General features: G+C 55.7%; 18 protein-coding genes. 10 read left to right on the top strand and 8 right to left on the bottom strand.

Translation table 11 applies throughout. The features are described 5' to 3' along the window. Positions 1-175: 175 nt before the first annotated feature. The 5 genes from DQX05_RS09730 to DQX05_RS09710 form a co-directional block, all read right to left on the bottom strand. Positions 176-1,162 (bottom strand): aromatic acid exporter family protein, encoded by a 987-nt coding sequence (locus DQX05_RS09730; RefSeq protein ID WP_119793063.1) that lies wholly within the window; start codon positions 1,160-1,162, stop codon positions 176-178. 144 nt (positions 1,163-1,306) lie between these two features. After that, positions 1,307-2,146: an ABC transporter permease gene (locus DQX05_RS09725; RefSeq protein WP_119793061.1), complete on the bottom strand. Its 840-nt coding sequence runs from the start codon at positions 2,144-2,146 to the stop codon at positions 1,307-1,309. Beyond that, positions 2,130-2,927, bottom strand: a complete 798-nt coding sequence (locus DQX05_RS09720) for an ABC transporter ATP-binding protein (protein WP_119793060.1) — start codon at positions 2,925-2,927, stop codon at positions 2,130-2,132. The genes DQX05_RS09725 and DQX05_RS09720 overlap by 17 nt, the downstream gene beginning before the upstream one ends. 30 nt (positions 2,928-2,957) lie before the next feature. Continuing rightward, on the bottom strand, positions 2,958-3,965 hold the full coding sequence (locus tag DQX05_RS09715) for an ABC transporter substrate-binding protein (protein ID WP_119793058.1): 1,008 nt from the start codon (positions 3,963-3,965) through the stop codon (positions 2,958-2,960). 229 nt (positions 3,966-4,194) lie between these two features. Next, positions 4,195-5,712 carry a carboxypeptidase M32 gene (locus DQX05_RS09710; RefSeq protein WP_119793176.1) on the bottom strand — a complete coding sequence of 506 codons (1,518 nt, stop codon included), beginning with the start codon at positions 5,710-5,712 and terminating at the stop codon, positions 4,195-4,197. 144 nt (positions 5,713-5,856) lie between these two features. Between DQX05_RS09710 and DQX05_RS09705 the strand changes: the two genes are divergently transcribed. Beyond that, positions 5,857-6,228, top strand: a complete 372-nt coding sequence (locus DQX05_RS09705) for an iron-sulfur cluster biosynthesis family protein (protein WP_119793056.1) — start codon at positions 5,857-5,859, stop codon at positions 6,226-6,228. A gap of 2 nt (positions 6,229-6,230) precedes the next feature. Then, a complete protein-coding gene (locus DQX05_RS09700) occupies positions 6,231-6,863 on the top strand; it encodes a beta-class carbonic anhydrase (protein ID WP_119793054.1) in 633 nt (210 codons plus the stop codon). Positions 6,864-6,921: 58 nt separating this feature from the next. Here DQX05_RS09700 and DQX05_RS09695 read toward each other — a convergent pair whose 3' ends face one another. Next, positions 6,922-7,899: a CobW family GTP-binding protein gene (locus DQX05_RS09695; RefSeq protein WP_119793053.1), complete on the bottom strand. Its 978-nt coding sequence runs from the start codon at positions 7,897-7,899 to the stop codon at positions 6,922-6,924. A 173-nt stretch (positions 7,900-8,072) separates the two neighbouring features. Here DQX05_RS09695 and DQX05_RS09690 point away from each other — a divergent pair, with 173 nt between their 5' ends. Continuing rightward, positions 8,073-8,615 (top strand): PadR family transcriptional regulator, encoded by a 543-nt coding sequence (locus DQX05_RS09690; protein ID WP_119793051.1) that lies wholly within the window; start codon positions 8,073-8,075, stop codon positions 8,613-8,615. Between the two features lie 41 nt (positions 8,616-8,656). On the opposite strand, the gene DQX05_RS09685 is transcribed toward DQX05_RS09690, so the two are convergent. After that, a complete protein-coding gene (locus DQX05_RS09685) occupies positions 8,657-9,202 on the bottom strand; it encodes a DUF309 domain-containing protein (RefSeq protein WP_119793049.1) in 546 nt (181 codons plus the stop codon). 199 nt (positions 9,203-9,401) lie between these two features. Here DQX05_RS09685 and DQX05_RS09680 point away from each other — a divergent pair, with 199 nt between their 5' ends. The 7 genes from DQX05_RS09680 to DQX05_RS09650 all read left to right on the top strand — a co-directional run bounded on the left by DQX05_RS09680 (position 9,402) and on the right by DQX05_RS09650 (position 14,654). Then, positions 9,402-9,839 (top strand): hypothetical protein, encoded by a 438-nt coding sequence (locus DQX05_RS09680; protein ID WP_119793048.1) that lies wholly within the window; start codon positions 9,402-9,404, stop codon positions 9,837-9,839. Further along, positions 9,840-10,130 carry a YxcD family protein gene (locus DQX05_RS09675; RefSeq protein WP_119793046.1) on the top strand — a complete coding sequence of 97 codons (291 nt, stop codon included), beginning with the start codon at positions 9,840-9,842 and terminating at the stop codon, positions 10,128-10,130. It abuts the gene before it with no gap. A gap of 286 nt (positions 10,131-10,416) precedes the next feature. Next, positions 10,417-10,650, top strand: a complete 234-nt coding sequence (locus DQX05_RS09670) for a 3-dehydroquinate dehydratase (protein WP_087441850.1) — start codon at positions 10,417-10,419, stop codon at positions 10,648-10,650. 238 nt (positions 10,651-10,888) lie between these two features. Continuing rightward, on the top strand, positions 10,889-11,590 hold the full coding sequence (locus tag DQX05_RS09665) for a response regulator transcription factor (RefSeq protein WP_119793044.1): 702 nt from the start codon (positions 10,889-10,891) through the stop codon (positions 11,588-11,590). A 134-nt stretch (positions 11,591-11,724) separates the two neighbouring features. Beyond that, positions 11,725-12,588, top strand: a complete 864-nt coding sequence (locus DQX05_RS09660; RefSeq protein WP_119793042.1) for a class I SAM-dependent methyltransferase — start codon at positions 11,725-11,727, stop codon at positions 12,586-12,588. Next, positions 12,558-13,283: an RluA family pseudouridine synthase gene (locus tag DQX05_RS09655; protein ID WP_119793041.1), complete on the top strand. Its 726-nt coding sequence runs from the start codon at positions 12,558-12,560 to the stop codon at positions 13,281-13,283. Before DQX05_RS09660 ends, DQX05_RS09655 begins: the two co-directional genes overlap by 31 nt. Before the next feature lie 36 nt (positions 13,284-13,319). Beyond that, positions 13,320-14,654 (top strand): CapA family protein, encoded by a 1,335-nt coding sequence (locus tag DQX05_RS09650; RefSeq protein ID WP_119793039.1) that lies wholly within the window; start codon positions 13,320-13,322, stop codon positions 14,652-14,654. Between the two features lie 35 nt (positions 14,655-14,689). Here DQX05_RS09650 and DQX05_RS09645 read toward each other — a convergent pair whose 3' ends face one another. Continuing rightward, a complete protein-coding gene (locus tag DQX05_RS09645; protein ID WP_119793038.1) occupies positions 14,690-15,142 on the bottom strand; it encodes a MarR family winged helix-turn-helix transcriptional regulator in 453 nt (150 codons plus the stop codon). Between the last annotated feature and the right edge of the window lie 108 nt (positions 15,143-15,250).

Below are 15,250 nucleotides of genomic sequence, written 5' to 3'. Positions count from 1 at the left end.
AGCGATGCGGCATTTTCCGGGAGCCGCGGATTTCTACCGCGCCTGCACTTCTTCCACTATTCCATCCTTTTGCGAACATAGCGAGCAAGAAAAAAAGAGAGAGTCCGTTCCGCACCGTCATACATAGTATATCTTTATGATGGAAGAGGCCGTCCGCATGCCACCGCAGGCCAACTCAGGCGGCCAGTTGTTTTTTTTGTTTGTCCTTTTTCGCGATCTTCAGGAAGCTGTACAGTTCGCGATTCAGCTGCAGCACCGCGGAGCGGACTTCGAATTCCTGCCGCGTCGCCGGCAGGTCCATCCCCCGGAACAGCTCCTCCAGCTCAAGCAGCAATTGTTCGGTCTTGCCCGTATAGTGCGGCTCCTTCACGTCGCGGCTGAGCTGATCGAATAGCTTGGCCACCAGCAGACATTGCGGAAGCTGCTCATATACTTGCGAGATAAGCTGCATCATATTTTGCACATGGTCGAGCTGCGTCTTGCGCATATAGAAGTAGACCAGCCACCGTTCGTCCTCCCGCATGTCGTCGGAACGAAGCAGCAAATTTTCTAGCGCCCGGGAGGCGAGCCGGATGCCTTCATCCGCCGAGGCGTTCGCCTCGATAATTTCGCGCCCGTCCCATGCGTATGAGGGATCGCGGAGACAGTAGCTGATCTGCTGAAAAATGCGGGAGAAGCGCTCATCGACATCGCTCCGGATCCGAACGAGCTTATCTTCCTCGCTCGGCATGTAAATCAGATTGACCAGGGACGCGGAACCGAGGCCGACGAGCAGCAGCACGACCTCATTGAGCACCCCCGTCAGCGTCAAAGTGCCTGCGCCATAAATATGGAAGGTGACGACCGAACTCGTCACAATGCCTTCTTTGAAATTGAGCCGTACAATGACCGGAAAAGCCAACAATATGTATAAAGCCAGTACCCACAGATGAAAACCAAGCAGTCCGAACAAAAGCGACGCCACAAGCAGTCCGACGAGCGAGGCGAAAAAGCGGGCCGAGACGGTCTGTATGCTCCGCTTCCGCGTCACATCGACTCCCAAAATAGCCAACAGGCCCGCACCGAGCGGGTTGGGGCTTCCTATCAGCCCAGCTGCAATGATCGCACAAATCGAGGCGATTGCCGTCTTGATGACACGAATGCCGACAAATCGGAAAATCATAAAAATGCTCCTTGCTGTAAAAGGATTAGGTAGACTTTCATTATAATCTACAATCCTCTTGCATACCAAACATTTCGCGGCGATCGGACTTCCCCGCCGGAAGGGCGGCAGCGTTGTTCCGCGCTCCACCTGCCGCCCTGCGGCTTACGATCGGCTCAACCATGCCCGTTCCAGATAGGCGACTCCTTGGTACATCAAGGTCGCCACCACAGCGATAATGACCAACGACGCCATCACCAGCGTGAAATTGAACACCTGGAAGCCATAAATAATCAAATAGCCGAGTCCGATCTTGGAGACGAGAAATTCTCCTACGATAACGCCGACCCAGGCCAATCCGACATTCACTTTGAGCGTCGATACGATTGCCGGGAAGGAGGCCGGCAGGACGACTTTGCTGAAAATGACGCTTTTGCCTACGCCGAACACCCGCACGACCTTAATATAATTCGGGTCGACCTCCCGGAAGCTGTTGTATACGACGATCGTCGTGATGATGACCGTGATCGACAACGTCGTGGCGACGATTGCCGCGAAGCCGGCACCGAAGCCAACGATGAAGAGCGGCCCAAGCGCCACCTTCGGCATGCTGTTGAAGACGACCATGTACGGATCCAGCACTCGTGCCAGGAAGTCCGACCACCAGATCAGGACGGCCAGCAGCGTGCCGAATAACGTCCCCAGCACAAACCCGGCAACCGTCTCCCCGACCGTCATCCCGAGATGCGGCCAGATCGACCCGTCGGCGAAGTCCTGCACAATCTGCTCCCATACTTTGCTTGGATAGCTTAACAGCAGCACGTCGATCCATTTCAGGCGGCCGGCCAGCTCCCACAGTCCGACGCAAGCGATGAGAATAGCCGCTTGGGTAAGCGAGACGATCCAGGTCCTCTTCCGCCGGGCGGCCCGATAGCGCGAATATGTCCGTTCCAGCAACTGACTGGTTTCCCCCGCCGCTCTGTGTATATCAGTTCCGCTCTGCATGTTCGCCCTCCTTTCCGTCCGATGCCTCCAGCTCTTTCCACAGCTCGTGGAACATCTCGTTGAAGCCGGGCTGCTCTCTGGCATAGAAGGGCTGCGCCTCCCGTATCGCATCCGGGATAGCGAAGGCTTTGCGCATGCTGCCGGGATCGCGATTCAGCACGATCACCCGGTCGCTGACCGCGATGGCCTCCGACAGATCGTGCGTTACCAGCACGGCGGTCTTCAGCCGGGACTTCAATGTATGGACGACCAGATCCTCCAGCTTCAGCTTCGTCTGATAATCGAGCGCGGAGAACGGTTCATCCAGCAAGAGCAGCTCCGGCGAGGTCGCCAGCGTCCGTACGAGCGCGACCCGCTGCCGCATGCCTCCGGACAGCTGATGCGGATACGATGCTTCCGTGCCGCCCAATCCCATTCCGTTCAGCAAATCCCGCACCAGCGCCTCCGATTCCCGATTCCACCGCTTCGTCAGCTCAAGGCCGAGGCTCGCATTTTCCAGAATCGTGCGCCACGGATACAAATAGCCGCTTTGCAGCATGTAACCGACCCGCGGCGAAGGTCCCGCGACCGCATTGCCATAGACGCGGACACTGCCATGCGTCGGCTCCAGCAGCCCGGCAATAATGGAGAGGATCGTCGTCTTGCCACAGCCGCTCGGCCCGACCAGACTAACGAATTCCCCCGGCATAATCGTGACGGACAGCCGATCGATCGCAAGCTTCGCTTCGCGTTCCGTCACATAGACATGAGTGACTTGAGACATTTCTACCGCAGGGATCACGCGTCCGCCTCCTTCTATTCTGTCCGTCACCTACTTCACCTGCCGCTTGGCTTCCTCCGCAAATTCATTATTGACGATCCGGCTGTACTCGATCCGTTCTTTCAATTCGCCGGCCGAGTCGAGCACATCCAGCAGATTGCTCCACTCCTTATCGTCTAGCAACGGATCGGCGGCGAAGGAGCCCTGTTCCTTATACCGCTTCAACGAGCTGACAACAATTTCCCGTTCCGTATCCTTGAAGAACGGCATAATAACATCGGCGATCGCTTCCGGCGATTCCGACTCCACCCACTTCTGCGCCTTATAGACCGCATTGGTGAACTTCTGAATCGCTTCCTTGTTCTTCGTCAGATGGCTTTGCTTCGTCATGAAGACCGTATACGGCAGCAGTCCGCTCTCCACGCCGAACGAAGCGACGACCGCCCCTCTTCCTTCCTTCTCGAAAATGGACGCCTGCGGTTCGAACAGTTGCACGTACTCCCCTGTGCCCGAAGCGAATGCGAAGGCGACGTTGGCAAAATCAATATTTTGAATCAGCTCCAGATCGCCGTGCGGATCGATGCCATGCTTTTTCAGCGTGAACTCGCCGGCCATTTGCGGCATGCCGCCTTTGCGCTGTCCGAGGAACACCTTGCCCTTCAGATCATTCCAATCGAAGGTGCCTTCGGCATGGCGAGCCATCAGGAACGTGCCATCGGTCTGCGTCAGCTGCGCGAAGTTGATCACCGGGTCTTCCGCTCCTTGCTGCGCGACATATACCGACGTCTCCGAGCCGACAAGCGCGATGTCGATCGCTCCGGAGAGCAGCGCCGTCATCGTCTTGTCCCCCCCGAACGTCGTCTGCAGCTCCACCTCCAGTCCCTCTTCCTCGAAAAATCCTTTGCCCATCGCGACATATTCTGGAGCATAAAAGATCGACCGGGTCACTTCCCCGACCTTCAACTTCACTTTGTCACTCTTGCCTCCGCAAGCCCCCAGCATTGCCGAGCCCAATAGCAGCACGGCGAGCACGGTGAAGCCAAGCCGTCTACGCTTCATCGAATGATCCCTCCTCTGCGGGTAAAATAAAAACCGTTGCTCCGCTCCTGGTCCCGCTGTCCTTCCAGCCGTGCCGGCCCGGCCGCCGGAGATCATGTTCACGGATATTGCATCGTATGCAGGCGGCGAATAAATGGTTATTTGCACAGCACGAAGAAGCCGCATCATTCCCTTCCGGGATGACGCGGCTTCTCCGCGAACTCGGCTCGTTGCCGTTTCCAATTACAGATTACAGGTTATATACATCCTTCATTTTAGCCGACAAGTAATCGACCAAATATTGCGGGTTCAACGCTTCCCCCGTCACCTGCATTACGATCTCGGCAGGCGTAAGCAGCTTGCCGTGCTGATAAATGCGCTCGGTCAGCCACTCTTTAATCGCCAGCAGCTCGCCGCTGGCGATCCGGTCCTCCACATCCGGCATGCCTTGACTCAGCGCATGCATGAACTGGGCCGCATACATATTGCCGAGCGAGTAAGACGGGAAGTAGCCGAATCCGCCGCCCGACCAATGGACATCCTGAAGCACGCCTTCTCCCGGATGCTTCGGACGAACGCCGAGATAAGATTCATACTTATCGTTCCATACATCCGGGAGATCGTCCACGGACAAGCCTTCGTTGAACAGCATTTTCTCAATTTCATAGCGGATAATGATATGTAGGTTATATGTGACTTCGTCCGCTTCAATCCGGATCAGCGACGGCTCCACCCGGTTCACCGCCCGGTACACCATCTCGTCGGTCACTTGTCCGAGCTGGGACGGGAAGGTCTGCTGCACCTGTCCATAGTATCTTGACCAGAAGGCGCGGCTCCGCCCAATCAGATTTTCCCAGAAGCGCGACTGGGATTCATGAATCCCCATCGAGGTGCCGGACGCCAGCGGCGTGCCTGCATATTTTCCGCTAATATTTTGCTCGTATAGCGCATGTCCGCCTTCATGAAGCGAGCTGAATATCGCATCGGCCATATCATGCGTCTTATAATGCGTCGTAATCCGCACATCGCCCGGATTGAGCCCGATCGCGAACGGATGAACGCTCTCGTCGAGACGGCCGGCATCGAAATCGTAGCCGATCTCCTTCAGCAAGTAATGGCTGATCGCCTTTTGCCCTTCGATCGGGAACTCCTGGAAGAGAAAATCCGCGGCCGGCTGCTTGCCGGAGGCTTGGACCGACTGCACGAGCGGAACGAGCTGATCCCGGAGCCGTCCGAATATTGAATCCAGCTTGGCTACCGTCATATCCGGCTCATAGGCGTCCAGCAGCGTATCATAGCGCGTATCCCGCACGCCCCAGTAATCGATGAATTGCTGGGTCTTCGCTACGATGTCCCGCAAGTACGGCTTGAATGACTCGTAATCTCCCTTTTGCTTCGCATCCTCCCACAGCGTCTCAGCATGAGAGGTCAGCACGACATACTCCTGATGAAGCTTCGGCGGGATAAGCCGGCTGCGATTGTATTCCTTGCGGGCGTCCTTCACCATTTTGCGATCCGCTTGACTCAACGAATCGAGCACGCCAGGCTGTTCCAATTCGTCCAGACAGTTCCCCATCTCTGGAGAGACGGACAGTGAGAACATCTCTGCCGCCAGCGCGCCGATGGCGTGGGCTCGCTGCTCCGCGCCTTTGCGCGGGGCCCCTGTCCGCAGATCCCACTGCATCAGGCCCAACGCTTCCTCATAGCTTTTCATTTTCGTCAACATATCGTGAAATTGCTGCAACACCGGATGTTCGTTTGTGCTCATTTGGGCATTCACCTCATTTTTCTTGATTCTACGGGCGCTCCTGCTGCCGTTTCCGCTCACCTCTTGATGATACGTGGTGTTCGGGATATAATCAACTTTCAAAAGCGGCATTCCCCCTGCAGCTCTGAAGAAGGAGTTGGTATTATGTCAGTCAGCATCGAAGTGACGCTGGGAGCAGAGGAAGCGCTGAGACGGAAGCTGGACGGGCCGTCCTGCGAAGCAGGCTATGTCAAGCTCATCTATGATACGGATGGATGCGGATGCGCGGTGAACGGGGTTCCGGCCCTCTGGCTGGTGAGGGAACGGGGCGCCTGCGATGAGGATCTGCCGAATAACGCAAGCCTGCCCATGCTGATCGACCGCCATCAGGCTGTATTTTATGAAGATCGCATGAAGCTCGATGCCGGAGCGATTGCCGGATCCTTCGTGCTCAGCAGCCCGCAGCAGATCTATTCGACACATGTCTTTTGCTCGGATCGGCGCACGGCTTCCGAGGCATCTTCAGAGGAGGAATAACGATGAAGAACAACATGGAATCCATTTTGGAATTCAACAAGCAATTCGTGGACAAGCGGGAATACGAGCAGTTTTTGACGAACAAGTACCCGGACAAAAAGATGGCTATTATTACCTGTATGGATACCCGGCTCGTCGAGCTGCTTCCCCGGGCGATGAATCTGCGCAACGGCGATGCCAAAATCATCAAAAACGCAGGCGCCATTATTTCGCAGCCGTTCGGCAGCGTCGTGCGCAGCGTGCTCGTCGCCATCTATGAGCTGGGAGCGAATGAAGTCGTCGTCGTCGGCCATTATGGATGCGGCATGACCGGGCTGAATTCCGAGGGCATTATCGAGAAGGCGAAGGCAAGAGGAGTTCAGGATGTCGTCCTGGACACGCTCACCAATTCGGGCATCAAGCTTCACCATTGGCTTCGCGGATTCGACAACGTCCATGAGGGCGTGTTGAACAGCGTGCGCATTTTGCGGAAGCACCCGCTGCTGCCGAACGATATCCCCGTGCATGGCATGGTCATTCATCCCGATACCGGCGCTCTGGAATGGGTAGCGGACGGATACCGTTACCTGGAGGATCTCCGATCCGATCCGGAACTGGCGGACAAGGAGACGCATACCCCTTCGGCCACCCGTTGATCTAACGGCGACAGCTCCTGGCTCAGAACATCCGGTTCTGCTCCAGGAGCTTTCGTAGTTATTGGCATACATCGCGGAGGGAGCGCTCCAGTTCGGCGACATCCATCTGTTCGCCGATCATGACGATAACATCCTCCACCTCGCCCTGCGGCATAATGGGAACGAACTCGGTCGCCCGGTACGCGTACTGGAACATATAGCGCTTCGTCGTATCGGTGAAGGTGACGATTCCCTTCGCCCGGTATACGTTCGAGGGCTGTCCAAGCAGCCAGCGCTCGAACCGCTCGCTATCGACCGCTTGCGGAATGGCTCGCGTCCACACGGTAACCTTGTCGTGCGCGTGAGGCCTTGACGTGCAGTCAGGCTTCGCCTTTTGCTCAGCAGGAGCATCCCCCGTCTGAACCGCATCCAGCCATCGTGAACGGTCGATAGCGGCCCGCTCGGTAACGAGCATGTCGGCCTCGGCATTCCACGCGCGGAGCTCACGCTGCACCGCTTCCAACTGCGCTTCGTTCACCCGATCGGCCTTGTTCACCAGAATGAGCTGAGCCGCGCGGACCTGCTCCTGCAGCAGATTCATCAGCTTGCGGTTCGGCTTCTCCCCTTCGTCCAGCATCGCGGCCAGATGAGAAGCATCGGCCAAGGTCACGATATGATTCAATACGACATCGGAATACAGCGATATCTCCGTAATCGAGTCGACCAGCTCCATTGGCTGGGCAATGCCGGTGCACTCTATATAGATGATGTCGGGACGCTCCGACTGAACCAGTTCGTACAGCTTGAGACTGAAATCGCCCCGTATCGAGCAGCAGATGCATCCGTTCAGCAGCTCGGTCATCGCTACGTCCTCGGGCAGCAACTGCCCGTCAAGATTCACATCGCCGACCTCATTCATGACGACAGCCGGCTTCATGCCCGCATCAAGGCTCCATTGCAGCCATTGCTGAAGGAGCGTCGTCTTGCCGCTCCCGAGGAAGCCCGCCAGGATAACGACGGGAATTTTTGGCGACTTGTCTGATAATGCCTTCTTCATTACGTACTCTACCCCATTTCCACTTGCCTGAACTTGCAGCAACCGCATCGCGGGTTGATGATAAATATCGCTTGCAAATATGTAATCAATTACATATAATGGAATGTGAAAAGGTCTGTCCGTTCCCCTTTGCGGCAGGACGCAGACCCATTCCTGTATTGGAGGTTACCCCCGTGCTTAATACATTATCTTACGGACTACTCGGACTTCTTGCAAGCGAGTCTTGCTCCGGCTATGATCTAATGCTTCGCATCCAGCCGTTCTGGCAGGCGAAGCACAGCCAGATCTACCCGCTGCTGGCCAAGCTGGAGCGGGAAGGCTACGTTCAATATGTGCGCATTGAACAGAAGGACAAGCCGGATAAGAAGGTCTATTCGCTGACGGAACAGGGGAAGCAGGCTGTCTTGGACTGGTTGGGCGAGCCGCCCGCGGAGCAGTTGTCCCGCGACGAGCTCAGCCTGAAGGCCAAGTGCATCTGGATGATCGATCGTGAACTCGCCATTCCATTGTTCCTGACACGCAAGAAGCAACTGGAGACGAAAATCGCTTACCATGAAAAGCTGCTGCAGCGCATTCCCGAGGAAGAGCGCCATGTCCACTCCAAAAAATTCGGAAGCTACATTTTGCTGCACCGCGCGATCTCGCTCGCGACGGCTCAGATCGAATGGTGCCGTTGGGTCGTCCGGATGCTGGAGGAAGAGGACTCGACCTCCTAAGACGATTCGCCGGCATGCGCCTCCCTTGGCGGAACGGGATTCTACGGACGCCCCTGCTTCCGGTTCCGCCCCTTCAGGCGCTGTGCCGCCCTGCGCGCCGCAATGACCGGTTCGCGGTCCCTCAGCTTATGGCGATGGAGAATGCTCTCGTCTAGCTCGCTTCCCTTGCGGCACCACTGCCAGCCCAAGGCCTGGCAACGGGCTTCGCATTGAACGGCCAGCTCCGGATCGGCAATAGGGAAGTTCCATTCGGCATACGTCCGCTCCGGCGTACCCCCTTGACGATACGACTCCACCCGCTCCGATAATTGGGCGATAAGCTCCTTGCCGTCGATCCCCAGCTGCGCCCATGGAACCTCCGGAGCATGCGCCAGCGCGCTGCGCAGCATTTTGCCGGCCCCGGCCAGATTGCCTCTGCGCTCATGGTACAAGCCGACCGCAATCTGCACGAGAGTCAGCCACCAGACTTTCCGTTCAGCCGATGACTCCGCCTTCCAGTGCTCCTCCATAATCTCATGGCATTCGAACCAATCCCTCGTGCCGTGGAATTCCAGCATATAGTCGATGTACGCTATCGGATAATCCATTCGGCTCCTCCTCTCATCTATCCGGATTCATCTTCCCGTGAATTATAAAATAGTAAAAAATCCGCCTTAACGGATCCTAGTTTCTATGATTTGCGGCACAGACAAATTCATTGTAACAAGTTCAATATTTTTTTGAAACCTCTTTCGGGACTGCCCGTATTAGTATCGGATACATCTAATCTACTGGAGGAGGCAGTTCATGCGTAAATGGATTATCGTTATGATGGCGTTCCTGCTCGTGTTTGCGGTGACAACGCCATCGCTGGTGGATGCCAAGCGAGGGGGATCATTCCGTTCGGGCGTGAAGAAGTATCAACCCGCCCCGAAGAAAGCGGAGACGAACAACCAAGTGAATCGTTCGGACACAACCGGCAATACCAAGACAACCGGCACGAACACGACGGGGAACCGCGGATTTTTTGGCGGCGGCAGCTTCATGAAGGGCCTGATGGTCGGCGGGCTGGCCGGCATGCTGTTCGGCGGATTGTTCGGCAACATGGGCTTCTTCGGAGAAATATTGGGATTGCTGGTGAATCTCATGGCGCTCTTCGCCCTGTTCATGCTCGTGGTCATGATCTTCCGCAAATTCAAGGATCGCCGCAAGCCGCCGCGGCCGGACAGCGGGCGGTGGAACTAAATGCAGCTTCGCCTTAGTATGGATGAGATCGTGAACGCCGTGTGCTTGCACCTGGCGATGCGCAGACAGGTTCAACCGACGGATATTGAAGTCGAGCTCTGTTGGGATGAGGAGCACGGATTCACCGCCGAGGTATGGGTGAACAGGCGTCACCAATATTTGGTCGAGATGAACCTGCTGGAAGCGATCGAGCAATACGTCCACAAGGAATACGGGCAGCGTGCCTTCCGGCATCAGATTCGCCTGGAAGTGGATGATGAGATCTGGGCTCAAGTCGACACCGGCTTATAATCGCTGCGGACAGGGGGGCGTGCAAGATTGCGCCTTTCCCTGCCTCCGGCATCACATTCATAGATGCAGTTCGCACATTCATACATGTAAGCGGCAGACAGGAAAACGAATACGTTTTTCACGTTTCGCCGTTTTTTTCATCATTTTCTGCCTCCATTTCATGCCTTGGGTAACATTTTTTTTCGATTTGTAACAACATTGTCTTATGATTTTAATGTTCATTTAATGTTCCTTTCGTAGAATGACTATAACGGAAATAATCAGAAGTTGAAGGAGGTCCGTTACGATGAAAACTGTCTTTATCGATTTTCAGGAGCGTAAAATTCCCGTGTTTTGCACAAATATATCGCACAAAAATACATTCTCGTTATTAATGGAAGCTTTGAACACGAAGGTGCGTACAGGCAAGAAAGCCATCAAGACCTGTCTCGAATCCTTGATCAGCATCGAGATCATCGGGTCAGAGGCGATCCTGCACTCCAAGCGGGAGATGGACTCGCTCGCGTTGTCACTGTATTGAGCCGGACTGGACATGTCCTCCGCCATGAATCGAATAGGGAACTTCGCCTGAACCTGAATCGCGGCGTCTGTCCTCACATCGGACAGGCGCCGTTTTATGTCGGAACGCCCCTACCCTGCTCGGGCCGCGTGCTGGAGGCTGCTCGCCTCCACTTATTCCTATGAAAACGCAGGTATAGATTGTCATCATCTGACAACATTCGCTATAATGGGAAGAAGAGCGGAGGGGATGACCGGTAATGAATGACGTACGGATATTAATCGTTGATGACGAATGGGAAATCACCGAGCTTATCTCGCTGTATCTGAGGCGGGAAGGGTATCAGGTCTTCGTGGCGGATAACGGATATTCTGCCTTGCACATGGTCAAGGAGACCAATCCGGATCTAATCATTCTCGATATTTTGCTGAAGTCGCTGGATGGCTACGAAGTGTGCAAGGAAATACGCAAAACTTCCTCCGTCCCGATCCTGTTTATCAGCTGCAAAAGCGAGGACATGGATATTATAATGGGTCTGACCGTAGGCGGCGATGATTATATCACGAAGCCGTTCAGTCCCGGCCAACTGGTGGCCAGAGTCAAGGCTCACTTGCGCAGAACGTTGCAATCCTACTCAATCCTGCCTTCACCTTCTGCCCACCAATTACATTATGGCGAACTGGAGATTAATCTGCTCAGCCACGACGTGAAGGTCGGCGGCAGGACGGTCTCGCTGTCCGCGAAGGAATTCGATCTGTTGACCTATCTCGCCAAATCCCCGAACAAAGTATTCAAGCTCGAACAGCTGTACCAGCATATCTGGAATTCCGAGAGCTTCGGCGACACGCGCACGTTGATGGTGCACATTAGCAATCTGCGGAAAAAAGTCGAGCGCGATCCCGCCCACCCCCGTTATATCGTCACCGTTCGAGGCGTAGGCTACAAGTTTCAATATGAATAAAACCGACGCAAGTGCCCGTATGAAGACGATCAAGCCATGCGGGCATGTTTGCATGCGGATTTTCTGGCGCCCGCCGTTCGGTTATAGTACAATAACGCTTAGTGACTGAAGTCAGAAAGGAAGTAGTGCACGATATGTATATGGCAAAAGATTGGCAAGATTATGAGGTCATCGATACCGGGAACGGTGAGAAATTGGAGCGCTGGGGCGATGTAATCCTGCGCCGCCCGGATCCGCAAATTATATGGCCTATCGAACAGGAAGCGAAGCATTGGCATCAGGTTCACGGCCACTACCACCGCAGCTCCTCGGGAGGCGGCAGCTGGGACATGAAGAAGCCGATTCCGGAACGCTGGTCCATACAGTACCGCGACTTGAAGTTCCATATCCGCCCGACCAACTTCAAGCATACCGGGCTGTTCCCGGAGCAAGCCGTGAACTGGGCCTGGATGATGGAGAAAATATCGCAGGCGAACCGCCCGATCAAAGTGCTGAATCTGTTCGCCTATACGGGCGGCGCGACCGTCGCATGCGCTTATGCGGGTGCAGAAGTATGCCATGTGGACGCCGCCAAAGGGATGGTGCAGTGGGCCAAAGAAAATGTGCAGTTGTCCGGCCTTGCCTCCCGTCCGGTTCGCTTCATAACGGATGACGTGTTCAAATTCGTGCAGCGGGAGGAGCGCCGCGGCAACAGGTATGATGCCATTATTATGGACCCTCCATCGTACGGAAGAGGGCCTGGCGGTGAAACGTGGAAGCTGGAGCAGAGCTTGTATCCGTTCCTGGCCTCCTGCATGAAAATTATGTCGGACAACCCGTTGTTCCTGCTAATCAACTCGTATACGACCGGGCTCTCGCCGTCCGTACTGAACAACATGCTCAGCATGACGATGAAGAAGCGGTACGGAGGAAAGATTACGAGCGGCGAGATCGGACTGCCGATTACGCAGTCCGGACTGGTGCTTCCATGCGGCATCCTGGGTCGCTGGGAGGCGTGACTCCGGTGCCGAACATAGATGTCCTGTACGAAGACAATCATGTCATCGTCGTCGTGAAGCCGCGGAATCTGCTGTCTCAGGCTGACGATACCGGGGATATGGACATGCTCACGGCGATCAAGCAGGATTTGAAGATACGCCACAACAAGCCGGGCAATGTATATCTCGGCCTCGTTCACCGGCTGGATCGCCCCGTCGGCGGCGCGATGGTGTTCGCGAAGACATCGAAGGCGGCCTCCCGGCTGTCCGATTCGGTCCGCAAGCGGGAGTTGGGCAAGGAGTATATCGCCGTCGTGCATGGCGTCCCTGCTTCCCGTCACGGCACCTTGAAGCATACACTGCTCAAGGATGCCCGGACCAATACCGTCCGCGTCGTGCCGCCCGGCACGGCGGGAGGCAAGGAAGCGGTGCTCGACTATGACGTGCTTGGAAGCGCCGAAGGCATGTCGATTGTCCGGATCGCGCTGCACACCGGGAGACCGCACCAGATCCGCGTGCAGATGAAGCAGTTGGGCTGCCCGCTATACGGAGATCAGAAGTACGGGGCCGAGCTTAATCGGCCGGGACAGCAGCTCGCTCTATGGTCGCGGAGGTTGACCCTTCCCCATCCGGTTACGAAGACGGAGTTGGAGTTCTATTCCACCCCGCCTCATGAATACCCTTGGACCATATGGAAGGACAGCATCCTTGGCTGATGCTGCCTGCGTCTTAAGGGAAGGGAGTGGCATACGATGAACAAGCATCGATTCAAATTCGGCAAGAGATTCATTTATGCAATGCTGGTCATCCTGCTGCTGACCGCCTGCGGATCACTCGCCCCCAATCCTCATGCCCATCAGGGGCAGGCAGCCGCGCTGGAGGCCGGAGAGGAGAAGCAGACGGCCGAGGACACATTCGAGGAAGCGGTGCCTGCCTCGACAGACGAGACAGGCCAGACCGACGAGACGGACACCACCTCGGAAGCGGGAGAGCCCGCCGCTGAAGCCGAACCGTATACGCTGAGCGGAAGGCTCCTGGCTGTAGGCGATATTATGATGCATTCGCCGCAGTTCCCGGCATATCTGAATCGGAAGACGGGAAAGTATGATTTCCGCGGGTTCTTCACGAACGTGAAGCCGATACTGAAGGAAGCCGACTGGTGCTGGGCAAATCTTGAGACCCCTTTGCTTGGGGGCGAGAAGGTGTATACGGGCTACCCGATGTTCAATGCCCCGCCCGAGCTGGCCGACGCGCTGAAGGATGCCGGCTTCAACATCGTCACCGCCGCGAACAATCATACATTGGACCGGCGGGAGCGCGGAGCGCTGCGAACGAGAGAAGTGCTCAAGGATCGCGGCCTCGTCACGAAGGGCATCTCAGCTTCCCTGTGGGAATCCAAGCAGCCGACATTGATGGACAAGAACGGGATAACGATGGGTATTCTTGCTTATACATACGGGACGAACGGAATCCCGCTTCCTAAGGATAAGCCGTACCTCGTCTCCCTCATTGACGAAAAGCGCATGATTGAAGATATTCAGAAGACCCGTTCGGCCGGGGCCGATGTCGTGGCCATCGCCCTGCATTTCGGAACCGAGTACGATCCGAATCCGAACAAAGAGCAGATCCGGCTGGCGCGCAAGCTCGTCCAAGCCGGAGCCGACATCATTCTTGGCTCGCATCCGCATGTGCTTCAGCCTTATGAGCGCTTGACCGTCAAAGATAAGCACGGCCAGACGCGGGAGGGTCTTATTATTTATTCACTGGGCAACTTTATATCGAATCAACGGGGAGACGGCAAAGATGTCGGTGTCATCTTCGGTGTCACAATTGAGAAGCATATGCCGGAAGGAACAATCGAGCTGAAGGAAATTTCGGCTGAGCCGACATGGGTGCATATTAATGGGCCGCATGAAAAACGTAAATATAGCGTCATTCCTCTATCCTCAGTCTTGAAGGATAAGACGGATACACGGTTCACCAAGCAGCAGCGGCAGCAGATGTCCAACTTGAAGCAGCGGGCAGCCAGACATGTCTCTTCCATGTCCGAGGTGCCAGTGCTGCTGCAGGCACTGCCGGCCCACTAGCGCGAACGGCGCGGCGCTTCCCGCCTTTCGGGAGTTCAACGCTTCGTACCGGCCGCTACCGTATCGGGTGCAGGGGCGGCCGGCTTGTTCGCCAGCTTGCCCAGCAGCAGAATGAGCAGCTGCTGATTATGGGTGGAGATGCGATGCAAGGTATCATTCCAATACGATTCCCGAATCTCGATGCCGCGCCGCATCTCTTGTTCTCCGAACGGGGTAGCCTGAATCCATACGATTCGCCGATCGACCGAGTCGCGTTCACGCATAATGAGTGCATTCTTCTCCATTCGATCGAGCAATGTCGTAATCGCTGCCGGAGTCGTCGCCAGGTGCGGCAGCAGATCGGAAGGCTTCACCTTGCCGTACTCCGCCACCAGTTCAAGCACGACGAGTTGGCTTTCCGTCAGACTAGGCGCCAGCGCTTCATCCATAACCCCCTTGTAATCCTTCGACAACTTCGACCATAGCTTGGCAAATTCGGTTGCATGCATGTCCGCTGCTTCCCCCTTTTCTCCGTGCCGAGTTCAATTACGAGAATATCCGATTCCCAAAAACAAGTAAATTATACCACATGATCCACGCGCGGTCATCACTCCAGC

Origin of the sequence: Paenibacillus thiaminolyticus, assembly GCF_003591545.1 — a bacterium.
GTDB lineage: Bacteria > Bacillota > Bacilli > Paenibacillales > Paenibacillaceae > Paenibacillus_B > Paenibacillus_B thiaminolyticus_A.
Note: the sequence above shows the minus strand (reverse complement) of the source record. Positions and strands in the feature narration are given on the sequence as shown.